This is a genomic window from Nocardioides sp. NPDC054178, assembly GCF_055585005.1.
Map to the genome: position 1 here is coordinate 688,278 of NZ_JBVJKY010000002.1, position 23,860 is coordinate 712,137.

A 23,860-nucleotide genomic window follows, 5' to 3' on the forward strand; every position below is an offset into this window, starting at 1 on the left:
ACCCCGCCCGACCCGAGGATGTGACCGAGGATGACACCGCGACCCGGTCTGCTGATCAAGGCAGCCGCACTGCCCGTCGCCGCCGCCACCGCCGCCTGGACGATCCATGCGATCCAGGAGGGCCGGCCGGTCGACGCCACGGCCAGCGTGCGCCAGGTGCCGGTCGAGGTGCCGGTCGAGGTGCCGGCCCAGGAGCTGCGGCCGCCGGTGAGCGTCTCCGCGGTCACGCCGGTCCCCGAGGTCAGTCCCACCCTCGCGGCGAAACCGGCCGGGTTCGCCGCCCAGGCGGCCGCCGGCGTCATCCCCGAGACCGCGCTCTCCGCCTACCAGCGCGCCGCGACCGTGCTCGCCGACGCCGACCCGGGGTGCCATCTCGACTGGTCGCTGATCGCCGCCATCGGGCGGGTCGAGTCCGACCACGGCCGGGCCGGGGGTAACGCGCTGTCGACCTCCGGGGTCGCGACGCCCGGGATCTTCGGCGTACCTCTCACCGGGGCCGCCGGCACCGCGCGGATCCTCGACACCGACGGCGGCACCTACGACCGCGACCTGGTCTACGACCGCGCGGTCGGGCCGATGCAGTTCATCCCCTCGACCTGGTCCGATGTCGGGGTCGACGCCGACGGCGACGGGCGTCGTGACCCGCAGGACGTCGACGACGCCGCGCTCGCGGCCGCGGTCTACCTGTGCTCCGGCCCCGCCGACCTGTCCACCGAGGCCGGGCAGCGCTCGGCGGTGCTGCGCTACAACCACAGCGAGGCGTACGTCTCGGCGGTCCTGCAGATCGCCGAGGGCTATCGGCTCGGGACGTTCGAGACACCGACCGGCGTCGTCCTGCCGGCCGCGCAGATCCCGGTCACCTCCGCCTCCGATCTCGAGCCGCTCTCCGGCGCCTCGCCCAGCGCCCAGCCGCCCCGGGCCGGCTCCTTCCCGGGAGGCAAGGACACCGGTACGCCCAGCGGCGGCGCGACCACGCCCTCCTCGCCCTCGCCGTCGGGCTCCGCCGGCGACGACGGGTCCGTCGTCCCCTCGCCCACCTCGGACCCGGATCCGACCGGCTCCCCCACTGGGTCTCCGACCGAGACGCCGACCGACACACCCACCGAGGACCCGACGGAGGACCCGACGGAGTCGCCCACCGAGACCCCGACCGAGACGCCCACCGAGGACCCGACGCCGACCGAGACCCCGACAGAGACCCCGACCGAGGCTGCGTCGGAGACCCCGCTGGCGGAGACTTCCCCAAGCGCATCCTGAGACCCAGCGGCGTTGGCCTCGGTTAGGTAAAATCGGGTTACAACCCCACGCAGTGCGGGCACACTGGAGGCGCTGCTGACACCCCACCGGGAGCCGTCTCGATGCCATCCGATACCGACCGCCTCGCTGCCCATGTCTCGCGCCTCGGTGAGGAGCATCCACCGATCCCGATGGACTCGGTCGACTTCACCGTGCACGACCCGGCCGGCTTCGGTGCCCGCTTCGGCCATGTGCTCGACTACATGGCGCGGGTCGAGCTCGAGGTCGACCGCAACGTCCTCGAGATCTCCACCATGCTTCCCAACCCACCCGAGGTCGACAAGCAGTTCTACGCCGAGGTGTGGCAGCCGCAGGAGATCCAGCACGGGCTGATCCTCGACCGGCTCCAGCAGGTGCTCGGGCGCCCGCCGGCGACCACCGACCTCGAGCACGTCGGCCTGAAGCTGAAGGTGCTCGGGCTGCTGGCTCACCTGGAGCCGTTCCAGGACGTCTGCCGGATGCTCTACTACCTGACCGGGATGGCCACCGAGCGCTCGGCGGTGATCGCCTACAACCTGCTCCACGACGGGGTCATCGAGACCGGTGAGCAGGCCGTCGCCGAGACCATCATCGCGCCGATCAAGCGGCAGGAGCCGGGACACTACGCCTTCTACCAGCTCTCCGCCCGGGCCCACTGGGCGACGCTCGCTGCCTGGCAGAGGTGGCTGGTCAGACGCATGCGCCGGATCTCCTTCGCCCCCGTCGGGGTCAACAACGTGAGCCAGCTGGCCGACTTCGGCGACGTCATGGAGACCCTCGGTGTCGACCACGAGGGCCGTGACCTGGCCGCCGACGTGGCCCGGGTCGAGCAGGAGCTCCTCTGGGCCCGCGACCGCGGCCTCCCCGTCCCCGACTACGTCACCCGCGCCTTCCGTGAGGCCGTCGAGGCAGCTCAGGCGCGTGCGGCCGGCTGAATGCTCACCGAGGTGCCTCGGTGAGCATCCGCCGCGCTACCCGCGCCACTTCGACACGAGCATCTCGACCGTCGCGCCCTTGATCGCGCGACTGCCGGGGACGGTGCCGACCACGGTGCCGGCCTTCCAGCGCGACTTCACCCGCTTGCCGACGACCGGCTTGAACCCGGCCGCCTTGAGCCGGGCGGTGGCCTTGGCGACCGAGAGCCCCTCGACCTTCGGGATCTTGACGCCCTTGCCGTTGACGACGCCGGCACCGGGACGTACGAACTTCGCGGAGCCCAGCTTGCCGTCGACGGCCCGCATCGCCTCGGCCCACATCGGCCCGGCGACGGTCGAGCCCGACGCCGAGGCGATGTAACCGCCGCGGAGGCGCTGGCCGTTGAGGGAGACCCAGTTGCCCTCGTAGTCGGCGCCGGCGATCATCGAGGCGGTCGCCAGCTTGGGCGTGTAGCCGTTGAACCACACCGCGCGGTTGCTGTTGGTCGTTCCGGTCTTGCCCGCGGACGGCACGCTCAGCGCGAGCTTCTGGCCGAAACCGCCCGGCTGCAGCACGCCGCGGAGGATGTCGTTCATCGCGTCGGCCGTGCCCGTACGCATCACCTGCTCGCACGAGGCCGCGTACTCCTTCATCGTCTTCCCGTCGGGGCCGACGATCTCGGTCACCGGCCGCGAGTCGCAGTGCTTGCCGCGGGCGCCGAACGTCGCGTACGCCTCGGCCATCTCCAGCGGGCTGACGTCGATGGGACCGAGCGTGAAGGAGGGGAAACGCTCGTGGGCGGGGTCGGTCAGGCTGACGCCCATCTTCTTGGCGAGGGCGTAGGGAGCGCAGACGCCGGTGAACTGCTCGAGCTGGACGTAGAAGGTGTTCACCGACTCCCGGGTGCCGGTGTAGAGGTTCTTGTTGCCCGAGGTGGTCGAGTTGCCGACCGGGTAGGGGTTGGGGCTGAACCGGCCCGCGCCCGGACAGTTGGCGAAGGAGGCCTGGTTGAACGTCTTCTTCTCCGGCGACTTGATCTCCTGCCGGAGCGGGAAGCCCTTCTCGATCGCCGCGGCGCCGACGAAGACCTTGAAGGTCGAGCCCGCCTGGAAGCCGTTGGCGTCGCCGTACTCCTTCGGCACCAGGTAGTTCAGGTAGGACTCGCCCTTCTTCCGGTTCTCCCCCATCGGCCGCGACTGCGCGAGCGCCTTGACGTTGCCGGTGCCGGGCTCGACCATCGCCAGGGCACCGACGGCATTGTTGGTGGGCGAGACATGGCCGCTCACCGACCGCTGCGCCGCCTTCTGGAAGCTCGAGTCCAGGGTCGTCCTGATGGTCAGGCCGCCGGTCTGCAGCAGCCGCCAGCGCTCGGCCTCGGTCTCGCCCAGCGACTTGTCGGCGAGCAGCCACCGCAGCGCGTAGTCGCAGAAGAACTCCGCCGACGACCCGAAGCAGCCGTTGCGGCTGTCCTGGACGTTGAGCCCGAGCGAGCTCTCCTTGACCTTCTCGGCATCGGCGCGGGGAAGGTCGCCGACCTGGACCAGCCGCTCCAGCACCAGGTTGCGGCGGGCGATCGCGGCGTCGGGGTAGTCGGTCGGGTCGTAGCCGGTCGGGTTCTTCACCATCCCGGCCAGCATCGAGGCCTGACCCCAGGTCAGGTCGGCGGCGTCGACGCCGAAGTAGTGCTTCGCGGCCGCCTGGACCCCGTAGGCGGAGTCACCGAAGTAGGCGGCGTTGAGGTAGCGCTCGAGGATCCAGTCCTTGTCGTGGTTCTCCTCGAGCCAGATCGCATGGCGCAGCTCGCGGATCTTGCGGGCCGTGGACTTCTCGGTCGCGGCGGCCCGCTCCTCGTCGGTGTCGGCCCCGTAGACGAGAGTCGTCTTGACCAGCTGCTGGGTGATCGAGGAGCCACCCTGCACCGACCCCGACTCGGAGGCCGAGTTGCGCAGCAGCGCCCGCAGGGTGCCCTTGAGGTCCATCGCACCGTGCTCGTAGAAGCGGCTGTCCTCGATCGCGAGCAGCGCCTTCGGCATGTTGGGCGAGATCTGGTCGAGCGGCTTGTAGGACCGGTTCTGGTCGTAGAGGGTCGTGATCACCTTGCCGTGGACGTCCAGGACGCGGGTCGTCTGGGACAGCTCGCCCATGTCGATGTCGAGCGGCAGCTCGTCCATCGCCTCGACTCCCGACTTCGCGGCGACGCCGGTCAGGTGGACGAACGGGATCGCCATGCCGGAGGCCACCAGACCCGTCACCGCGGCGACGCCGATGAGAGCCGCGAACCGCGTCACGACACGATGAAACGGCAGGGAACGAACGACTTTGCGCGCCAAGTTGGGGGCTCCTACCCGGGCCTCGAGCCAGGACCGGCGAGGGTTGCTGAACGATGGGAGAACAGGTGTTCCAGAATACCGGAAGGGCCCACACCGGCCTCGATCGATCCGTCACACTTCACCCTGTGCATCCCTCGGTCTCCGGCATCGCCGTGGCCTGGCGTCCCGCGATCGCCGACCTCCTCCAGACGTACGCCGCCTCCGGCCGCCTCGGGTTCACCGAGGTGGTCGCGGAGAACACCGCACCGGCACAGGTCCCGCAGGCCGTCCGGGATCTCGGCGTCCCCGTCATCGCCCACGGCGTCACCCTCGGCCTGGCCGGCGCCGACCGCCCCGCGACGGACCGCCTCACCCGGCTGGCCGAGCTCGCCGAGGTCCTCGACAGCCCGTTGGTCTCCGAGCACGTCGCGTTCGTGCGGGCGAGCGACTCGCCCGACCCGCTGCACGGCGACGTCCTGGAGGCGGGCCACCTGCTGCCGCCGCCGCGCACGAAGGACTCGCTCGACGTGCTGGTCGACAACGTCCGGATCGCGCAGGACCGGCTACCGGTGCCGCTCGCGGTCGAGAACATCGCCGCCACCTTCACCTGGCCCGAGGACACCATCAGCGAGCCCGACTTCCTCACCGAGCTCGTCGAGCGCACCGGCGTACGCCTCGTCCTCGACGTCGCCAACCTCTACGCCTCCGCGGTCGCCCGCGGCTCCGACCCCGTCGCCGACCTGGCCCGCTTCCCGCTCGACGCGGTCGCCTACATGCACGTCGCCGGCGGCATCGAGCGCGAGGGCCTCTACCTCGACACCCACGCCCACCCGATGCCGGTGCCGGTGCTCTCGCTGCTCACGACCGCGGTCGAGGCGTCCGCCGGGCGACGGCTGCCCGGGATCATGCTCGAGCGCGACGCCGAGGTGTCACCGCAGACCGTCGACCCCGAGTTCGCCAGGCTGACCGAGGCGTTGTCCGGCGATCAGGCCTTGGGCAGATCGGCCCCGCCGGTCACCGGAGCCTGATGCTCCGGGAAGACCGACTCGGCCGAGACCTCGTCGACCAGCGTGGTGCGGCAGAACGCCTCGCCGAACGGGGTCAGGTGCACCGAGCGGCGCACGATCTTGGCGAACTTCACCGAGTGCAGCGCCTCGAGCACGTCGGGCTGGGCCTCGAGGACCTGGTATTCCAGCGGGTCGGGCAGCGGCTCCTTGGAGAACCACACCAGCCCGAGCCGGAACAGGTTGTTGAGATAGGCCGGCACCCGGTCCGGATAGCGCACGCCGCTGCGCCCCGCGATCATGTTGAGACCGGGCGCGATCATGGTGCTGCCGACGAGCCCGGCCGGCCCACCGGTGCGAACGTCCACCGAGGGCTGCGGCCCGGCCTGGAGCAGGTAGAGCAGCATCCGCGCCTCGTCGGGCGCGAGCTCGTCGAGGATCCGGGCGTACGCCGGATGCCCCTGCTCGTCGGCCCAGACGTCGCGGGACCGGTCGAGCAGCTCGGCGCCTCGCCGGCGCAGCACCGGCAGGGAGTCCTGGGACTCCTCGGCCTCCCGCGTGCGGGCGAGCACGACATCGCGGCCGGCCGCCTCGTAGTCGGCATCGGAGAGCTCCATCACCTGGTTCGCGCCGGGCGCGATGATCCGGGCCGCGGTGCCGGCGACGATGCCCACCGCCTCGGCCGTGTCCCGCACCAGCCCCACGCGTACGTCCTGGTCGACCATCGCCCGGGCGACCCGGATGCCGGCTCGGCTCGAGGTGCGCAGCCCCCACCCGGCGGTGTGCCAGGCAGCACCCGCCGCCACCCTCGCCAGACCGGGAGCGGTGCCGGCCACGGCGGAGGCGGTCGGGAAGACCTTGCCCAAGAGGCTCATGTCGGAAAGATTAGAAGGTGCAGGAAGCCGCCCGCGAGTCCCATGATCGCGCCGTGGGCGTAGAGCATCCATTCGTCCTCCTTGATCGCTGACCTCATCATGTCCACGAAGTCGCCCGGCGGAAGCTCCTTGGTGCGCCGCGCGACCAGGTCGCGGATCTTGTCCGCCTGGTGACGGCTGAAGCCGGGATCGCGGAACGGCACCAGCGTACGGTCCGCCGCCTCGTTGGCGACCGAGGTGCTGATCCGGTCGAACCGCTCCGAGCCGAGCGCTATCCGCACCGCGCCCCGGTAGGGCCCGGCCGCCTTGTCCACCGCGGGCATCAGCGCGTTGATCAGCAGCTTGCGGGTGGCGTCGCCCCGGGGGCCGTCGAGCAGGAAGTCGCCGATCCGCTCGAGCGTGATCACGTCGGTGGCGATGATGTCGGCGTAGACCTCCGCGGCCTGCTCCTGACGGCGCGGGAAGAGACCCTGCACCTTGATCCCCAGGATGCGCCGCGGCTCGGCGGGCTCGAAGATCAGCCACATGCCGAGCAGGTTGGTCACCCAGCCGACGACCACGCCGAGCACGGGAAGCAGCCACCACAGGTGGAAGGTCTGGTCGATCAGCGCCACCGGGATGCCGAGCAGGAAGCCGAAGATGAACCCGAAGGCGACCATCAGATTGAGCTCGCGCTGCCCGAAGTCACGGAAGATCCGGACCACCAGGGCGGGGTTCTTGCGGAAGTGGTCGATGACCATCAGCTTCGGGTCGAGCAGCTGGTCGATGTGGACGCCGATGTCGTCGGTGACCTTGTGCACGATCGAGGGGAGCTGCGCCTGCACCCGGACAGCGATCGCGTCCTTGACGGCCTGCGGAAGGTCGCGCCAGAGCCGCGGGTGCTCGCGCATCATGATCTGGTCGACCAGCTCGGGCACCTCCGGGCGGAACGTCTCCACGATGTGCGTGGCGATCTCCGAGGGGCCGAGCTGCTGGTAGAAGTCGCTGGGAGTGCCGAGCTTCGCGATCGCCTTGTCGACGGCGATCGAGCCCATCTTCGCGGCCCGGGCGGGGATGATGCCCTGCCAGCCGAGCCCGCCCTGGGCGAAGCCCGGGACCTCCTGCAGCTTGTGGGGCAGCACCCTGGTCAGCTCGCGCAGCCCGGGGACCTGGAACCCCTTGAAGGTGAGCGGGGAGAAGAGCATGTAGAGGCCCGACCAGTTGATCAGCCAGCCGATCACTCCGGTGAAGATCGGGATGGTGATCAGCGAGAGCCAGTGGACGTGGGCAGCCCAGTCCTCGAACCAGCTGACCAGCGAGTCCTGCCACTCCGGCGACATCCGAGCTCCTTCCGCCAGAGTTCCAGACCGTCAGTATGCGTACCCTACCCACAGGCGAACGCAAACACCCTGAAGCGTCTGCTATTCGGCTGGACCATCGGTGGAGGCCTCCGTCGCCGCACCGGGCGGGATCTCATGGCTCGGCAGCTGGTCGAGATCCTCGACATCGGCGAAGCAGGCCCGGGCGAAGTCCTGCCCGAACGGGGTCAGATGGATCGAGCGGCGCTTGATCCGGCCCCCGCCCTTGGTGTGGAGCGCCGCGAGCACGTCCGGCTGCGCCTCGACCACCTGGTAGCGGATCAGCTCGCTGACCGGGTCCTCGGACTGCCAGACCAGACCGAGCCGGGTCAGGTTGTTGAGGTACTGCGGAACCAGCGAGGGGTAGCGAACGCTGGCGTGCGCTCCGATCATGGTCAGACCCCGGGCGATCATCCGCGCGCCGCGCAGCTGGCCGATCAGCCCACCCTCGACCACGTCGACGGCCGGCTGCGGGCCGCCCTTGAGCATCAGCACCAGGATGCGCGCCTCGTCGGGGGCCAGCTCGTCGAGGATCCCAACGAAGGCCGGGTGGCGCTCGTTCTCGTCCCATACGTCGCGCGAGCGGCGCAGCAGCTCCTCGCCGGACCGCCGCAACCGGTCGGGGTCCGTGCCGGGGGTGACTCCGTTGACCCGTGCGGCCCGACCCTCCATCGCCACCCGCGCGCTCTCGGCCGCCGGCAGCGCGAACCGTTCCAGCAGGCCGGTGACGGGGTTGCCCGTGGCGACCCGCTTCGCGAGGGCGGTCACCTGGCGGGCGCTGGTCGCGACGTCCTCGGTGAGCCGGACGGCCTCGTCCGGGTCGACGACCGCCTTCGCGACCCGCCCCACCCCCCGGGCGTACGTCCTCAGCCCCCATCCTGCGGTGTGGGCGACGGTGACTGCGGAGATCCTGAGCAGGCCCGGCAGGACCTCCACCGCGTCCTCGACCAGACCGCTGCTCGGAGCCGGCGTGGGCATGCGGTGCATCCCCTCACGACCCTCGACCAGCCCGTCGGCGGGTTCGTGGGCGGGCTCGTCCGGACGCGGTTGGCGGGCCGTCGGCTCGGTGTTGATGTGGAGGGCGCTCACAGCACGTTCCACCATTCGAAGACTGCCACGTGCAGAAATCCGCCCGCCAGCCCCATGATCGCCCCGTGGGCGTAGAGCAGCCACTCGTCCTCCTTGATCGCGGCTCTCATCATCTCAACGAAGGTCTTCGGCGGCAGCGCCCTGCACCGCTCCGCGATCAGCCGGCGGATGTTGCACGACTGCTGCTGGCTGAAGGCGGCGTCGCGCAGCGGGGTGAGGGTGTAGTCGACGGCCTGCTCGGCGACCGAGGACCTGATGGCGTCGAACCGCCGGGTCCCGACCGCGACGCGGACCGCGCCATGGGCCGGTCCGACGGCGGCGTCGACCGCCGGCTCGAGGGCCGCGGCCAGCATCTGGCGAGTGCGGTCGCCGGACGGGCCGTTGAGGAGGTGGTCGCCGATGCGCTCGAGGGTGATCACGTCCGTGGCGATGTGCTTGCCGTAGACGTCGGAGGCCTGCCACTGCCGCCGGGCGAAGAGCGCCTGGATCGTGACCGGCCCGATCCGTCTGGGCTCGGCGGGCTCGAAGATGAGCAGCATGCCGAGCAGGTTGGTGGTCCAGCCGACCAGCACGCCGAGGATCGGCAGCAGCCACCAGAGGTGGAAGGCCTGATCGACGACGGCGACCGGGATGCCGAGCAGGAACCCGAAGACCGCCCCGAAGATCACCATCATCCGCAGCTCGCGGGCACCGAAGTCCTTGAAGATCCGCACGATGATCGAGGGATCCTTCTCGAAGTTCTCGATCACCATGAGCTTCGGGTCGAAGAGCTGGTCGATGTGGTTGCCGATCTCGACCGTCACGCCGCCGACGACCTCGGGGAGCCGGTCCTGGACCCGCTCGATCACGACCGATCGCAGCGGGCGCGGCAGATCGCGCCAGAACCGGGGATGCTCACGCCACATGATCTCGTCGACGAGCAGTGGGATCTCGGGCCGGAAGACGTCGACGATGTGGGCGGCGATCTTGTCCGGCTCGAGCTGCTCGTAGAAGTCGCGGGCCGTCGCCATCTGCGACAGCGCCCGGTCGACGGCGATCGAGCCCATCTTCGCGGCCCGCGCCGGAACGATCCCCTGCCAGCCGAGCCCGCCGTGCAGGATGCCCGGGATCTCCTGGACCTTGCGCGGCAGCGAGCCGGCGATCCGCTCGAGCCCCGGCACGGTGATCCCGTGGAACCGGATCGGGGAGAAGAGCATCCACAGCCCCGACCAGTTGATGAGCCAGCCGATCACGGCGGTGAAGACGGGGATCGACCAGAACGCGAACCAGTCGATCTCCCACCCGGAGAGCACGTCGGCGACGCTGGACACAGGACCCCTCGTATGTCGGTCGGTGAGCCTCCCGCTATCCGGGGACTCCACCGATCGACGCAGAGGCGCGCCGAGAGTCACCGAGCTGGGAGAAGACCGCCTGCGCCGTGCGCAGGCGTCGCTTCAGATCCTGCCTGATCACCGGGGCTCGGTCCAGAGCGACGCTCGCACCAGGGGTCACATCTGTCACGCCGGACCAGGTGCTCAAGCCCGCGGATCCGCCGAAATTGGAAGGACCCGGTGGGTCCGTCTCGGGTCGGCTCCACCGGGTCCGCCGCGCGTGCCCCGACCATATGGGGGTTGGTCCGACACTCGCGGCTTACTCATGAGTATGAGGGTATCGAACCAACATCGGTTTTAACCGAAAGCCACAACTCGCCAACAAATCTGTCAAGCGATCAGTAGGGGCCGTGCTAGCCCTGCTGCCGCCGCCAGACCACGATCGCCTGCCCGGGCGGTGCTTGGCGAACCGCAGGAAGCCTGCTCGTCGGCCCCTTCGGCTCGGGCGCCGCCGACCTCGCTTGGGCGAGCGCCTCGCGAGTCGCGGCCAGCTCGTGCAGCAGCTCCTCGTTGCGCCGGCGCAGGGCGTCGACGTGCTGCTCGAGGGAGAGGATGCGACGCACCCCCTCGATGCCGATGCCGGCGGCGGTCAGGTCCGCGATCGAGCGCAGCAGCTCGATGTCGTGGAAGGAGTAGCGGCGCCCGCCGCCCCCGGTGCGACCGGGGGTGATCAGGCCCATCCGCTCATAGGTACGCAGCGTCTGCGGGTGCAGCCCGGTCAGCTCCGCGGCGACGCTGATCACGTAGACCGCGGCATCCGGAGCCGGACTGCCGAATCCGTCACTCATCATGACTCCTCGAGAAGAGACGTACGCAGGGGCTTGTCGGCCATCGCGGCCCGATAGGCCTCGACGGCGGCCTTCGCATCGGCGTCGAGCACGGCCGGGATCTGCACCTCGACGGTCGCGAGCAGGTCACCCACGGTGCCGTCCGAGCGCCGGAACCCCTTGCCCCGGACCCGGAACGTACGGCCGTTGGGGGTCCCCGCGGGGATCCGCAGCGTCACCGGGGAGCCGGACAGCGTCGGCAGCTTGGCCTCGGCACCGAGCGCCAGCTCGTCGAACCCGACCGGCACGTCGATGGTGAGGTTGTCGTCCTTGCGGCCGAAGACGCGGTGAGGCGTGACGTGCACGGTGACGTAGAGATCACCGGCCGGGCCGCCGTTCTCACCGGCGGCACCCTTGCCCTTGAGCCGGATCCGCTGACGGTCCTTGACGCCGGCGGGGATGCGCGCCTGGATCGTGCGCGCGGAGGTGCCGCGACCGGAGCCGTGGCAGGTCGGGCAGGCCTCGTCGTAGATCAGCTGGCGGCCACCGCAGCGCGGGCAGGTCTCGTTCATCGAGAACGCACCGCCCACGGAGTTGACGACGTAGCCGGCGCCCTCGCACTCGGGGCAGACCCGCGGCTTCGTGCCGGGCTTGCCGCCCGTGCCGTTGCAGTCGGGGCAGGCGGCGTCCGAGGTCAGCCGCAGCGAGATGGTCACGCCGTCGAGCGCGTCGGTGAACCCGATCGTGGCGCTCGTCTCGACGTCGGCACCCTTGATCGGCCGAGCCCTCGGGGCCGTACGCCGCCCACCGAAGCCACCGCCGGCGCCACCGGCACCGCCGAAGAGGTCACCGAACATGTCGCCGAGGCCGCCGCCCTGGGCGCCACCACCGCCGAAGAGGTCGTCGAAGTTGTAGCCGCGGCCACCGCCCGTGCCGCCGAAGCCGCCCGGGAACCCGCCCGAGGCGCCGAGGGTGCGCACCTCGTCGTACTTCTTGCGCTTCTCGGCGTCGCCGACGACGTCGTAGGCCTCGGCGACCTTCTTGAACTTCTCGTGCTTGGCGTCGTCGCCCGGGTTGGAGTCGGGGTGGTTGGCCCGCGCGAGCTTGCGATAGGCCTTCTTGATGTCGTCGCCCGAAGCGTCCTTCTTGACACCCAGCTCGGCGTAGTAGTCCTTGTTGATCCAGTCCGGCCGGATCCCGTCGTTCTCAGCCACCTAGCCCCTCCTCCCTTCTTCTCGGCGGCCGAGGCCATCGGTGTCCCGACAGCCTCGGCCACCCATCGTTGTCACTCCTGGTCACTCCGGGTCGACGACCAGGACCTGTGCGGCCCTGACCACCCGGTCGCCGATCATGTAGCCGGCCTTGGCGACCAGCTTGACCGAGGTCTCCTCGACCTCCGGGTCGGTGCCCATGTGGCTGAGCGCCTCGTGACGGTTGGGGTCGAAGACGTCGCCCGGCTCACCGAACTTCTTCAGACCCAGGTTGGTCACGATCTTCTCGAGCTGGTCGGCGACGGCCTTGAAGCCGCCGTCGACCTCGCCGTGCTCACGGGCACGGTCGATGGTGTCGAGCACCTCGACGATCGGAGTGAGCACCTTGTAGGTCGCGTTCTGCGAGACCAGCTCGCGGTCACGGTCGACCCGCCTCTTGTAGTTGACGTACTCGGCCTGGAGACGCTGCAGGTCCGTGGTCAGCTCGGCGACCCGCTTGTCGACCTCGTCGGCGGCATCGCCCATGAAGTCCACCTCGCTGTCGTCCTCGATCACGTCCTCCTCGTCGGCCTCGGCCTTGTCCTCAGCCTTGTCTTCAGCCTTGTCCTCGGCCTTGTCCGCCTCGTCCACGGCATCCTCGTCGGATCCAGCCTCGGCGGCAGCGTCGTCCGAGTCCGAGGCGTCGCTCTCAGGAGCGTCCACCTCGGCGTCCTCGGTCGACTCCTCGGCCTCGTCGGTCTCGGGCGGCGGGGCCTTGGAGGCCGTCTCCTCGACGGCCTCCTCCGCCCCGCCGGGGCGGCGCTTCGTCACTTCTTGTCGCCCTCTTCACCCTCGACGGGCTCGTCGACGATCTCGGCGTCGACGACGTCGTCGTCGGCCTCGCCGGTCGCACCCGTGGCACCGCCGGCAGCGGACTGCTCGGCCTCGGCCGCGGCGTACATGGCCGCACCCATCTTCTGCGAGGACTCACCGAGCTTGGTGATCGCGGTCTGGATGGCGTCCTTGTCGGCCTCGGTGTCTTCGAGGACCTTCTTCAGGGCGTCCAGGTCGGCCTGCACCTCGGTCTTCACGTCGTCCGGGACCTTGTCGCCGGAGTCGGTGATGAACTTCTCGGTGGTGTAGACGAGGCTGTCACCCTGGTTGCGGATCTCGATGGACTCGCGACGCTTGGCGTCCTCCTCGGCGTACTGCTCCGCCTCCTTGACCATGCGGTCGATGTCGTCCTTCGACAGCGCGGAGCCGCCGGAGATCGTCATGGACTGCTCGCGGCCCGAGGCCTGGTCCTTGGCGGAGACGTGCACGATGCCGTTGGCGTCGATGTCGAAGGTGACCTCGATCTTCGGCACGCCACGCGGCGCCGGCGGGAGCCCGGTGAGCTCGAAGTTGCCCAGCGGCTGGTTCTCCGACCACATCGGGCGCTCGCCCTGGGCGACCTTGATCTCGACGCTGGGCTGGTTGTCGTCAGCCGTGGTGAAGATCTCGGAGCGCTTGGTCGGGATGGTGGTGTTGCGCTCGATCAGGGTGGTGAAGACACCGCCCTTGGTCTCGATGCCGAGGCTCAGCGGGGTGACGTCGAGGAGCAGTACGTCCTTGACCTCGCCCTTCAGCACGCCGGCCTGCAGCGCGGCACCGACGGCGACGACCTCGTCGGGGTTGACGCCCTTGTTGGGCTCCTTGCCACCGAGCAGGCTCTTGACCAGGTCGGTCACGGCCGGCATCCGGGTCGAGCCGCCGACCAGGACGACGTGGTCGATGTCCTTGAGCGCGACACCGGCGTCCTTGAGGACCGACTCGAACGGCTTCTTGGTGCGGTCGAGCAGGTCGGCGGTGATCTTCTGGAACTCCGCGCGGGTCAGGGTCTCCTCGAAGTGGAGGGGGCCGGACTCACCGTGGGTGATGTAGGGCAGGTGGATGCTGGTGTTCTGCGACGAGGAGAGCTCGATCTTCGCCTTCTCGGCGGCCTCCTGGAGGCGCTGCGCGGCGATCTTGTCGGCGGCCAGGTCGACACCGTTGGCGGCCTTGAACTTCTCGACCATCCACTTGACGATCGCGTTGTCCCAGTCGTCACCACCGAGGTGGTTGTCACCGGAGGTCGCCTTGACCTCGACGACACCCTCACCGATCTCGAGCAGGGACACGTCGAACGTGCCGCCACCGAGGTCGAAGACGAGGATGGTCTGGTCGTCGCCCTTGTCGAGGCCGTAGGCCAGCGCGGCGGCGGTGGGCTCGTTGACGATGCGCGAGACGTTGAGGCCCGCGATCTCACCGGCCTCCTTGGTGGCCTGGCGCTGGGCGTCGGAGAAGTAGGCCGGGACGGTGATGACCGCGTCGGTCACCGTCTCGCCGAGGTAGGCCTCGGCGTCGCGCTTGAGCTTCTGCAGGACGAACGCGCTGATCTGCTGCGGCGTGAAGTCCTTGTCGTCGATGGACACCTTCCAGTCGGTGCCCATGTGACGCTTGACCGACTTGATCGTGCGGTCCACGTTGGTGACGGCCTGGCGCTTGGCGACCTCACCGACCAGCACCTCACCGGACTTGCTGAACGCGACCACGGAAGGCGTCGTACGGGCGCCTTCGGCATTCGCGATGACGGTGGCCTCGCCACCCTCCAGAACCGAGACGACCGAGTTGGTGGTCCCGAGGTCGATACCGACGGCACGTGCCATCTTTGCTACCTCCGCTTGTTGAAGCTGTGTGTATGTGACTGTGGTGCATCTGGGGCGAGGAGCCCCGGAAGACTGGGTGGTCTGCTGCCCAGCGGCTGCCGCCGCCGAGTGTTGCAAACAAGTTGAGCCGATTCAACTCAACTTCGTTCACTGTGCACAACGAAGACCCTACGCGCCCTATTCCAGCCCCACCCACAAGCACGCCGAGCCGGCCCGTCATGACGAGCCGACTCGGCGGGGGTTGGACCGTCAGAAGGACGGGATCCAGTCGAAGGTGTCGGGGTTGGGGCCGGAGCGGCCGGACTCGCCCTTGTCGAGGGCGGCGAGGGCGGCGATCTGGTCGGCGCTCAGCTCGAAGTCGAAGATCGCGAGGTTCTCCTCGAGCCGCTCGCGGCGTACGGACTTGGGGAAGACGATGTCGCCCCGGTCGATCTGCCAGCGGAGCAGCACCTGGGCGGGCGACCTGCCGTGGGCGGAGGCGATCTCGGCGACCACCGGGTCGGTGAGCTCGCCGCCACCCTGACCGAGCGGGGACCACGACTCGACCTTCGCACCGTGGGCCAGGGTCGCGGCGCGAGCGGCCTCGTTGGTGAAGTAGGGGTGGACCTCGATCTGGTTGACCGCGGGGGCGACGCCGGTCTCGGCGACGATCTTGTCGAGGTGGTCCGGCTGGAAGTTGGAGACGCCGATGGAGGTGGTCAGGCCCGCCTCGCGGAGGCCGACGAGCGCCTCCCAGGTCTTCGCGTACGTCCCGTCGTACTGCGTCGGCAGCGGCCAGTGGATCAGGAACAGGTCGACGTGGTCCAGGCCGAGCAGCTCCAGGGACCTCTCCAGCGACGTCTTGGCCTTGGCCGGGTCATGCTGGGAGTTGTTGAGCTTGGTGGTGACGTAGACGTCCTCGCGGGCGAGGCCGGCGCTCTTGAGCGCGGCGCCGACTCCGGCCTCGTTCTGGTACATCTGCGCGGTGTCGATGTGGCGGTAGCCGACCTCGAGAGCCTGGCTCACCACCTGCTCGGTCTCGTCCTGAGGGACCTGCCAGACGCCGAGACCGAACTGCGGGATCGAAGTGCCGTCATTGAGCTTGATCGTGGGAACCGTCATGTCCCCATACAACCAAGCGCGCCATGACCTATTCCATCCCCGGCTCGATCTCAGCCGATCGTCACGGTGACCACGTTGGAGTAGGTGCCGGTGTCGATGTCCTTCATCCGGAACTTGTGCTTCCCGATCCGGCCGGACTGGATCGGGGTGGAGAACTGCTCGCCCCTGACCGGTACGTCCGGGATCCCGAACTCCTCCCAGCCCTGGCCGTCGTTGCGCTCCAGGCGGAGGATGGCGCCCTCGCCGCGCGGGTAGATCCCGCTGAGGTCGATCCGCTCCATCGGCTCCGCCTGGACGGTTCCGGCCTGGAGGGTGATCTCCTTCTTCGCCGGCCTCTCCTCGACGGTCTTGGACGGCGACGGGCTCGTGGAGGCCCCCTGCTTCTCCGGAGCGCTCGTGGGCGAGGCGTTGAGCGTGATCGCCGGCCCGTTCGCGGTCTTGGTCGGCTTCGGCGAGGGGGCGTAGAGCGAGGCGCCCGCGTCCGGGTCGGTGGCCTGGTCCTCGGCGGCACCGCCGCCACCCAGGCCCATGATGTTGGCACCGACGAACATCCCGATCCCGACGATCAGCCCCACCCCAACCGCCACCGCGACGAGCGCCGTGACTCCGGCTGCGATCGGGTGCTGCCCGCCCTGCTTCACATCTGCTCCTCGACCGCCCGTGGTGATGGTGACAATTCAGCCACACGTTCCCACCGAGCACCACCGGTTCAGCTGATCAGCTGCTGGCGGCGCGCGATGGCGGCCGCCTCCGTGCGACTCCCGGCGCCCAGCTTCCCCAGGATGTTGGAGACGTGCACGGAGACCGTCTTCGTGGAGATGAACAGCTGCTTGCCGATCTCGCCGTTGCTGCGTCCCGCGGCCACCAGCGTCAGGATCTCGCTCTCCCGCGGCGTCAGGGACGTCGACGTCGCCTGCGGCTGCTTGACCGCCGTCGCGCCGAGCGACCTCAGCTCGTCGAGCAACGGCTGCAGGCCGAGCCGCTTCGCGGTCTCCCGGGCCTTGTCGGCGGTCACCCGCGAGCCGGCCACGTCACCGGTGGCCCGCTGGATCGCGGCGTACGTCGTCCGGACCGCGGCCAGACCCGGGACGTCGCCGTAGGCCTCGACCTGCTGCTCGGCGCGCTCCCACGCCGCCAGCAGCGACTCCTGGGGCGGCGCGTCGATGCCGGCCAGCCAGTGGACGCGGAGCACCTCCGCCTCCAGCCGGGCGGTCCAGGCCCGGCCCTCGGGACCCCACTCGCCGGGCTCGTACTGCGCGACCACCTGCTCGCCGTCGCTGTGCAGACCGTCGACGGCCTCCACCAACGCGGGCCACCGCGCGGCGGGCAGCGAGGGCAGCATCTGCGCGATTCCGGAGGCAGCCACGACCGCCAGGCGCACCCGGCCGCCGAACCACTCGGTCCAGAACTGGGAGAGGGTCTCGACCGCGTCGGCGTAGACCCCGAGCACTCCCTCGGCGTCGCCGGCGCGGGCCAGCGCGGTCATCTCCACGATCGAGCCGTTGAGGGCGATCAGGCCCTCCTGGGTCCAGAACGGACGTAGCGCCTTGGCGTCCTCCCCGACCGATGCCCCCTGCGCCTGCTCCATGAGCATCCGGAGCGAGTCGAGGAGCGCGACCGGGACCGGCGGCGCGTCGGGCAGGTTGCCACCGGCGAGCGCGAGCGCCTCGTCCCACTCCCCCAGGACCATCTGGATCCGGACGATGTCGGAGCGGGCCGCGGCGGCGTAGGGCGACCACTGCAGCGACTCGCCACCGGCGTCGTCCTTCACCGCCCGGAACCACCTCAGCGCCGCCGCGTAGTCGCCGGCCTCGTCATAGGAGCGGCCCAGCGTGAACAGCCCGCGGCTGACGGCGTACGTCGACCCGACCTGCCGTGCCTGGTCGATCGTCTCGCGCAGCACCTGGCGGAAGCCCTCGACCTTGTCGCCACCACCGCGGCCGGTGCGGACCTTGAGCATCGACAGGCTGGTGGCCATGTCGGAGGCGAGCTTGGAGAGACTGTGGCGCTCGGCGATCTCGATGCCCTCCAGCCCGACGGCCTCGGCCTCCTCGCTGCGGCGGAAGGTGACCAGCGTCCGGGTGCGCACGGCGAGGACCGCGCACCGCGCCTTGGGCTCGGCGTCGGCAGGGAGCGCGAGCATCGCGTCGTGGGAGTGGGTGAGCGGGTCGCCGTTCTCCATGGCGAGAGCCGCCTCGGCCCGGGTCGCCAACAGCAGCGCCCGGCCGACCGACGGCCCGGCCGGGATGGCGTCGAGCCGCTCGGCCAGGATCGCGTCGGCCCGCGAGGGCAGGCCGGCGAGGATGAGCGTGTCGGCGGCGCGCTCGTAGACCCGGTCCAGATTGACCGCGGCCGCCTGGGCGACCTTCGGGTCCGCGGCGAGACCCAGCGCCTTCTCGTAGTGGTGGGCGGCCTCGCCCACACCACTGACGCTGCGGGCCTCCTCGGCCGCGGCGATGCGAGCCCGCAGCGCGGTCGCGAGATCGCCGGCGTGCTTGGCGTGCAGCGCGAGCTCCGCAGCCGCACCCAGCCCGGGCGTCTCCTTCAGCACCTCGGCGAACCGGGCGTGCAGGCGCACCCGCTCACCGGGCAGCAGGTCGTCGTAGACCGCCTCGGCGAGCAGCGCGTGGCGGAACGTGTAGCGCGATCCGGTCGGCTCGAGCACCTTCTGCTCGACCGCCGTGCGCAGCGCGTCGTCGAGCTCGTCGGTCTTCATCTCGGTCACCGCGGCGAGCAGCTCGTGGGTGACCCGGCGCCCGGCGATGCTCGCCGTGCGGACCACGCTCCGGGCCGAGCCGTCGAGCCGGTCCAGCCGCACCAGCAGCAGGTCGGCGAGGTCGACCGGGAGATCCTCGTCGCAGCCGGCCTGCACCAGCTCCTCGACGAAGAAGGCGTTGCCCTCCGCGCGGCGTACGACTCGTTCGGCGTCGACCTTGCCGGGGGCCAGCTCATGGACCAGCAGTCGCACCGAGTCGTCGGAGAGCGGCTCGAGCACGATCCGCTCGACGTCGGGCAGCCGGCCCCACTCGCCGACCTGGCGGCGCAGCGGGTGCCGGCGGTGGATGTCGTCGGCGCGGTAGGAGGCGACCATCGCGACCGGGCCGACGTAGGGCCGGGTGAAGAGGTAGGTCAGCAGGTCGCGGGTCGACTGGTCGGCCCAGTGGGTGTCCTCGACCACGACCAGCAGCGGCGCCTTCTCGGCGGCTGCCTCGAAGAGGGTGTGCACGGCGTCGAAGAGCTGCCCGCGGTCGGTGCCGGTCGGGGCAGCACCCTGGTTGGCGCCCATCACGCGGCGTACGGGCCTCAGCCTGGCCAGCGCGGGATAGTCGGCCGCCACCCGCTCGACGACGTCGGGCAGGTCGGCGACGATGCGGTCGAGGATCTCCGAGAACGGCATGTACGCCACCGCGCTCTCGCCGAAGTCGACGCAGTGACCCGCGTGCACCTGCCAGCCGTCGGACACGGCACGGTCGCGCAGCGCGGTGAGCAGGCGGGTCTTGCCGACGCCGGCGTCACCGGCGAGGAGGACGTGCTGGCGCCGGGTGGCGATGGCCGAGTCGGTCGCCGCGACTCCGAGCAGCCCGGTGAGGGACCGCAGCTCCGGGTCGCGGCCTACGAAGGACCGAGCACTTTGCGCCATGTCCCCTATCATCGCGCCTCCGGGCCCGGGATTCTCCCGCATTACCGTCCTCCGGGGACTCAGTTGTGTATCGAGTCCATCCGGCGCGGACGGCGCCGCTTCACCTGGCGGGCGAGACGGTCGGCCGCGGTCGCGCGGCGAATGGTCTGCTGGCGGTAGGCCAGCTCGGCGTCGTAGCTGATCTGGTTGGTGTACGTCATGCCTCCAGCCTCGGCTCCTGAGGTAGCGCCGCGCATGAGGCGCCTGCCTTAGGAGCCGGTCAGAGGTGCCTCATTCGACCGTGATCCACGTCACTCCACGAGCCCGCGGCGACGTCCGATGGCCGCTGCCTCGGTGCGACCGGAGGCACCGAGCTTGGCCAGGATGTTGGAGACGTGGACCGAGACGGTCTTGGTCGAGATGAACAGCTGCTTGCCGATCTCGCCGTTGCTCCTCCCAGCCGCGACCAGGGCGAGGATCTCGCGCTCCCGGGCGGTCAGCTGGCCGGAGGGTCCGGCCGCCGACCGCTGCGGCGTGGTGCCGAGGGCGAGCAGGTGGTCGAGCAGCGGCCGGGCACCGAGCCGCTTCGCCGACTCCCTGGCCAAGTCAGCCAGCTCACGCGCCCCGGCGGTGTCACCGCCGGCTCGGAGGACCTCGGCGAGGCGGACCCGTGACCAGGCGAGCTCGTGGACGTGCGGGAAGGCCTCGAAGGCGGCCACGGCCTGGCGCCACGCCTCGACGAGGTCGGTCTGCTCGGGCACGGCGACGCCGGCCAGCCAATGGGCGCGGAGCCCCTCGGCCCGCAGCCGCGCCGACCATGCCTGACCCTCCAGCCCCCAGGGCTGCTCCGTCTCGACCGGCCGCGTGCCCGCCTCGTGGATGCGGTCCACCTGCGCCATCACCTGCGGACGCGCACCGACCGGGAGCGCCGGGAGGGCGGAGCCGATCGCGCCGACGGCGATCGCCGAGAGCCGGGCATGGGCGCCGAACCACTCTCCCCAGCCGGCGGTGAGGGCCGCGACCCCGGCGTCGTAGGCCTCGATCGCACCGTCGATGTCACCACGGCCTGCGGCCGCCCTGATCTCGACCGGCGCCGACTCGCTGGCGGTGGCCACCTCCTGCTTCCACGACGGCCGCAGCCGCCGTGCCTCGGCACCCACATCGGCACCGCGGGCCTGCTCGATCATCAGCCGCTTGGACTCCAGCCACGGCCGCAGCGCCGGCGGGATGCCGTACGCGTCGGTCAGCGCGAGCGCCTCGTCCCACCGGCCGGCGGTGTGGAGGTGGTCGAGCCAGGCGATGCGGGCGTCGAAGGCGTACGGCGCCCAGGGGACGCCGCGCTCCACGCCGAGCTCGAAGGCGCTGCGATAGTTCTCGCCGGCCTCGTCGAGCCGGTCGGCCGCGTCGAGGGCGAAGGCGAGCTGGAGCCGGGCGCGCAGCTCCGGGTGCAGCGCACCCACCTTGGCGGCCCTGGCCACGGCCTCGCGCAGCGGCTCGATCCAGGCCTGCGGCGGGCGACCCCACGACCCGGCGAGCGTCGCCGCGACCTCCGCGGCGAGACCGGTCCGGCCGAGCTCCTCGGCCAGCGCCAGCGCCTCCCGGCCCGCCTCCTCGGCGTCGTCGTGACGGCGGTAGATCATCAGCGTCCGGGCGTACGCCGCGAGCAGCCGCGCGCGCACCAGCGGCGGAGCGTCCTCGGGGAGCTCGGCCATCGCCTTCTGCGCGAGCGCCCCCACCCGGACGTCGTTGACGTAGGCGAAGCTGGTCTCGATCTCGACCGTGAGCAGCTGCGCGCGCCACAACCCGGGCGCATCGGCCGGGAGCGATTCCCGCTGCTCCCGGGCCAGCTTCCCGGCCCGGTCGGCGTGGCCGGCGGCCACCATCGCGTCGCTGGCCTTGACCACCAGGTCGACGAGACGCTGGGTGTCGTGGGCGGTGTCGGCACGGCCGGCGAGCTGGGCGATCGCCTGCTGATAGTGCTGCGAGGCCTCGTCGGGACCACCGGCGGCAGCCGCCTCGTCACCGGCGGCGATCCCGGCGGTCAGCGCGGTCTCGTGGTCGCCGGCAAGACGGGCGTGACGGGCGAGACCGGCCGCGCTGCCGGTCGTGAGGTCCTTGCCCAGCGCCTCGACGTACCGCTGGTGGAGCCGGACCCGCTCGCCCGGCAGCAGGTCGTCATAGACCGCCTCGCCGAGCAGCGCGTGCCGGAAGACGTAGTAGCCGTCCTCGCGCGGCACCAGGATCGCGCGCTCGATCGCCTGCCTCAGCCCGGCATCGAGGGTGGCGCGGTCGAGACCGGCGACCGCCTCGAGGAGCTCGTCGCTGACGTCGCGCCCGGCGGCGCTGGCCGTGTCGACCACCTCGCGCGCGGTCGCGTCGAGCTGGTCGAGCCGGATCAGGAGCAGGTCGGCGAGGTCCCACGGAAGCTCGTCGGCGCCGGCGGCCTGCACCAGCTCCTCGACGAAGAACGCGTTGCCGTCGGCGCGACGTACGACGCTCTCGACGTCGATCTCTCCGTCGAGGCCCTCGAGGTCACCGGCGAGCTCACCGACCAGGATGCGTACGTCCTCGTCCGAGAGCCGTCCGAGGTGGAACCGCTCGACGGAGGGCAGCCGGGTCCACTCGGCCAGCTGGCGGCGCAGCGGGTGGCGGCGGTGGAGGTCGTCGGCGCGGTAGGAGGCGAGGATCGTGACCGGCCCGTCGAACGGCCGGGTGAAGAGGAAGGTCAGCAGGTCCCGGGTCGACTGGTCGGCCCAGTGGGTGTCCTCGACGACGACCAGCAGCGGCGCCTTCTGCGCCGCGCGCTCCAGCAGCGCGTGGATCGCGGCGAAGAGGTTGCCCCGGTCGAGCGCCTCCTGGACGGCGGTGTCGGCCTCGCCGAGCGCACGGGCCACGGGCGCCATCCGCAGGAGCGCCGGATGTACGTCGGCGACCTGCGCGACCACGTCGGGCAGCGCGGTGGTGATGTTGTCCAGGATCTCGGTGAAGGGCAGGTACGCCTCCGCGCTGTCGCCGAAGTCGAGGCAGTGCCCGACCAGCACCTGCCTGGCGTCGGCGGCGGCCCGGCCGCGGAGCTCGCGCAGGATCCGGGTCTTCCCGACACCGGCGTCGCCCGCGAGGAGGACGTGCCTGCCTCCGCGCGCCTGCGCGGTGCCGTCCAGTCCCACCAGTCCCGCCAGCGTCTCCAGGTCGGCGTCACGCCCGACCAGCCTCTCGGCACTCTGCGCCATGAGCGCAATCATCGCGCCCTCGGGCAACACCCGGTCGGCCCAGGGGTCGACACCGCCCTGCCCCGGACATGAAGCAACGCCGAGCGGGATCTCTCCTGCTCGGCGTTTGCTCCGGTCCTGACTGCCTGTTCGCGCCCGCATCTCAGCGGGTGCGGCTGCGTCGCGTCTGACGAGCCTCGGTGGCCCGCTGACGCTTGGCCAGGTCCTTCTGGATCTGCTGGCGGCGGTACTTGACCTCTGCTTCGTAACCTACGGTGGTGTACATCTCGATCTCCTGCTGCTTGTTCTGCTGGGATGTCCTGCTGACATCGAGAAGACTCCTCTGCTGAGGTAGGCAGCCGAATCGGTCGCGCGCCTTACTTTCCGACCTCGATCCCGACCTGAGCGCCTTAGACGGGACACTGGGCCTATGGAGTTCTCCGAGGTCGTACGTCGCCGCAAGATGGTCCGCAGCTACACCGGCGATCCGGTGGACCCCGAGGTGATCGACAAGATCCTGCACAACGCCACCCGGGCGCCGTCGGCGGGCTTCTCCCAGGGCTGGGCCTTCCTCGTGCTCGACACCCCCGAGGACGTACGTCGCTACTGGGAGGCGACGGCCGACATCGAGAACCCCGACACCTGGCTGACCGGGATGATGCAGGCTCCGGTGATCGTGATCCCGTGCTCCTCCAAGGCGGCCTACCTGGATCGTTACGCGCAGCCCGACAAGGGCTGGACCGACCGCGACGAGGCCCACTGGCCGATGCCGTTCTGGCACATGGACACCGCGATGGCGACCATGCTGATCCTGCAGACCGTGGTCGACGAGGGGCTCGGTGCGCTCTACTTCGGCATCCCGCCGGAGTCCGACGCCGCGGTCCGCAAGGCCTTCGACATCCCCGACGCCTTCGACCCGATCGGGGCCGTCACCATCGGCCATCCCGCCTCCGGCGGCGCCAAGGGCTCCCCCACCCGCCGCAAGCGGACTCCGCTCGAGGACGTCGTCCATCGGGGGCGGTGGTGAGGGGTGTGGATGTTCGTCTAGGTATGCAGGCGAGCATCCACTTCCCTAGTGGGGTTCCACGCGGGAAGTGACGGTTCGGCTGCGTA

Annotated in this window: 19 protein-coding genes; 4 read left to right on the forward strand and 15 right to left on the reverse strand. The window is 70.6% G+C overall.

Translation table 11 applies throughout. The features are described 5' to 3' along the window. Positions 1-30: 30 nt before the first annotated feature. Complete coding sequence (locus ACZ6WN_RS10055) at positions 31-1,257, forward strand: lytic transglycosylase domain-containing protein (protein WP_465864496.1); 1,227 nt, start codon at positions 31-33, stop codon at positions 1,255-1,257. A 101-nt stretch (positions 1,258-1,358) separates the two neighbouring features. Beyond that, complete coding sequence (locus ACZ6WN_RS10060) at positions 1,359-2,210, forward strand: GTP-binding protein LepA (protein ID WP_465864497.1); 852 nt, start codon at positions 1,359-1,361, stop codon at positions 2,208-2,210. A gap of 36 nt (positions 2,211-2,246) precedes the next feature. Here ACZ6WN_RS10060 and ACZ6WN_RS10065 read toward each other — a convergent pair whose 3' ends face one another. After that, entirely contained in the window at positions 2,247-4,478 is a 2,232-nt protein-coding gene (locus ACZ6WN_RS10065; protein WP_465864498.1) for a transglycosylase domain-containing protein, read from the reverse strand. Positions 4,479-4,645: 167 nt separating this feature from the next. Between ACZ6WN_RS10065 and ACZ6WN_RS10070 the strand changes: the two genes are divergently transcribed. Beyond that, a complete protein-coding gene (locus ACZ6WN_RS10070) occupies positions 4,646-5,527 on the forward strand; it encodes a multinuclear nonheme iron-dependent oxidase (protein ID WP_465864499.1) in 882 nt (293 codons plus the stop codon). On the opposite strand, the gene ACZ6WN_RS10075 is transcribed toward ACZ6WN_RS10070, so the two are convergent. The 14 genes from ACZ6WN_RS10075 to ACZ6WN_RS10140 all read right to left on the reverse strand — a co-directional run bounded on the left by ACZ6WN_RS10075 (position 5,485) and on the right by ACZ6WN_RS10140 (position 23,033). Further along, positions 5,485-6,378 carry an Abi-alpha family protein gene (locus tag ACZ6WN_RS10075; protein WP_465864500.1) on the reverse strand — a complete coding sequence of 298 codons (894 nt, stop codon included), beginning with the start codon at positions 6,376-6,378 and terminating at the stop codon, positions 5,485-5,487. The two genes, ACZ6WN_RS10070 and ACZ6WN_RS10075, sit on opposite strands and share 43 nt — an antisense overlap. Continuing rightward, complete coding sequence (locus ACZ6WN_RS10080; RefSeq protein WP_465864501.1) at positions 6,375-7,697, reverse strand: hypothetical protein; 1,323 nt, start codon at positions 7,695-7,697, stop codon at positions 6,375-6,377. Before ACZ6WN_RS10080 ends, ACZ6WN_RS10075 begins: the two co-directional genes overlap by 4 nt. A gap of 81 nt (positions 7,698-7,778) precedes the next feature. Beyond that, entirely contained in the window at positions 7,779-8,804 is a 1,026-nt protein-coding gene (locus tag ACZ6WN_RS10085) for an Abi-alpha family protein (protein WP_465864502.1), read from the reverse strand. After that, complete coding sequence (locus ACZ6WN_RS10090; protein ID WP_465864503.1) at positions 8,801-10,114, reverse strand: hypothetical protein; 1,314 nt, start codon at positions 10,112-10,114, stop codon at positions 8,801-8,803. The genes ACZ6WN_RS10085 and ACZ6WN_RS10090 overlap by 4 nt, the downstream gene beginning before the upstream one ends. A 413-nt stretch (positions 10,115-10,527) precedes the next feature. Further along, complete coding sequence (locus tag ACZ6WN_RS10095) at positions 10,528-10,962, reverse strand: heat shock protein transcriptional repressor HspR (protein WP_465864504.1); 435 nt, start codon at positions 10,960-10,962, stop codon at positions 10,528-10,530. After that, positions 10,962-12,155 (reverse strand): DnaJ C-terminal domain-containing protein, encoded by a 1,194-nt coding sequence (locus ACZ6WN_RS10100; RefSeq protein ID WP_465864505.1) that lies wholly within the window; start codon positions 12,153-12,155, stop codon positions 10,962-10,964. Before ACZ6WN_RS10100 ends, ACZ6WN_RS10095 begins: the two co-directional genes overlap by 1 nt. An 81-nt stretch (positions 12,156-12,236) precedes the next feature. Further along, complete coding sequence (grpE, locus tag ACZ6WN_RS10105) at positions 12,237-12,962, reverse strand: nucleotide exchange factor GrpE (RefSeq protein ID WP_465864506.1); 726 nt, start codon at positions 12,960-12,962, stop codon at positions 12,237-12,239. Continuing rightward, positions 12,959-14,818 carry a molecular chaperone DnaK gene (gene dnaK / locus ACZ6WN_RS10110; protein ID WP_357334949.1) on the reverse strand — a complete coding sequence of 620 codons (1,860 nt, stop codon included), beginning with the start codon at positions 14,816-14,818 and terminating at the stop codon, positions 12,959-12,961. The genes grpE and dnaK overlap by 4 nt, the downstream gene beginning before the upstream one ends. Before the next feature lie 249 nt (positions 14,819-15,067). Further along, positions 15,068-15,919, reverse strand: coding sequence for an aldo/keto reductase (locus tag ACZ6WN_RS10115; protein WP_465864507.1), 852 nt, complete (start codon positions 15,917-15,919; stop codon positions 15,068-15,070). 50 nt (positions 15,920-15,969) lie between these two features. Continuing rightward, the gene (locus tag ACZ6WN_RS10120) at positions 15,970-16,560 is read right to left on the reverse strand and encodes a hypothetical protein (protein ID WP_465864508.1); all 591 of its coding nucleotides are present in this window, start codon (positions 16,558-16,560) and stop codon (positions 15,970-15,972) included. A gap of 68 nt (positions 16,561-16,628) precedes the next feature. Beyond that, a complete protein-coding gene (locus ACZ6WN_RS10125) occupies positions 16,629-19,559 on the reverse strand; it encodes a helix-turn-helix transcriptional regulator (protein ID WP_465864509.1) in 2,931 nt (976 codons plus the stop codon). A 59-nt stretch (positions 19,560-19,618) separates the two neighbouring features. Further along, the gene (locus ACZ6WN_RS10130) at positions 19,619-19,759 is read right to left on the reverse strand and encodes a hypothetical protein (RefSeq protein ID WP_160026607.1); all 141 of its coding nucleotides are present in this window, start codon (positions 19,757-19,759) and stop codon (positions 19,619-19,621) included. Between the two features lie 90 nt (positions 19,760-19,849). Then, positions 19,850-22,768, reverse strand: a complete 2,919-nt coding sequence (locus ACZ6WN_RS10135; RefSeq protein WP_465864510.1) for a helix-turn-helix transcriptional regulator — start codon at positions 22,766-22,768, stop codon at positions 19,850-19,852. 142 nt (positions 22,769-22,910) lie between these two features. Further along, a complete protein-coding gene (locus ACZ6WN_RS10140) occupies positions 22,911-23,033 on the reverse strand; it encodes a hypothetical protein (protein WP_465864511.1) in 123 nt (40 codons plus the stop codon). A 144-nt stretch (positions 23,034-23,177) separates the two neighbouring features. Here ACZ6WN_RS10140 and ACZ6WN_RS10145 point away from each other — a divergent pair, with 144 nt between their 5' ends. Continuing rightward, positions 23,178-23,774, forward strand: coding sequence for a nitroreductase family protein (locus ACZ6WN_RS10145; RefSeq protein ID WP_465864512.1), 597 nt, complete (start codon positions 23,178-23,180; stop codon positions 23,772-23,774). Positions 23,775-23,860 lie beyond the last annotated feature (86 nt).

Coding starts and splice junctions, on each gene's coding strand:
- ACZ6WN_RS10080 (WP_465864501.1), bottom strand. CDS start 7,697: ATGTCGCCGGAGTGGCAGGACTCGCTGGTCAGCTGGTTCGAGGACTGG.
- ACZ6WN_RS10145 (WP_465864512.1), top strand. CDS start 23,178: ATGGAGTTCTCCGAGGTCGTACGTCGCCGCAAGATGGTCCGCAGCTAC.
- dnaK (WP_357334949.1), bottom strand. CDS start 14,818: ATGGCACGTGCCGTCGGTATCGACCTCGGGACCACCAACTCGGTCGTC.
- ACZ6WN_RS10135 (WP_465864510.1), bottom strand. CDS start 22,768: ATGGCGCAGAGTGCCGAGAGGCTGGTCGGGCGTGACGCCGACCTGGAG.
- ACZ6WN_RS10115 (WP_465864507.1), bottom strand. CDS start 15,919: ATGACGGTTCCCACGATCAAGCTCAATGACGGCACTTCGATCCCGCAG.
- ACZ6WN_RS10125 (WP_465864509.1), bottom strand. CDS start 19,559: ATGGCGCAAAGTGCTCGGTCCTTCGTAGGCCGCGACCCGGAGCTGCGG.
- ACZ6WN_RS10060 (WP_465864497.1), top strand. CDS start 1,359: ATGCCATCCGATACCGACCGCCTCGCTGCCCATGTCTCGCGCCTCGGT.
- ACZ6WN_RS10055 (WP_465864496.1), top strand. CDS start 31: ATGACACCGCGACCCGGTCTGCTGATCAAGGCAGCCGCACTGCCCGTC.
- ACZ6WN_RS10130 (WP_160026607.1), bottom strand. CDS start 19,759: ATGACGTACACCAACCAGATCAGCTACGACGCCGAGCTGGCCTACCGC.
- ACZ6WN_RS10140 (WP_465864511.1), bottom strand. CDS start 23,033: ATGTACACCACCGTAGGTTACGAAGCAGAGGTCAAGTACCGCCGCCAG.
- ACZ6WN_RS10075 (WP_465864500.1), bottom strand. CDS start 6,378: ATGAGCCTCTTGGGCAAGGTCTTCCCGACCGCCTCCGCCGTGGCCGGC.
- ACZ6WN_RS10095 (WP_465864504.1), bottom strand. CDS start 10,962: ATGAGTGACGGATTCGGCAGTCCGGCTCCGGATGCCGCGGTCTACGTG.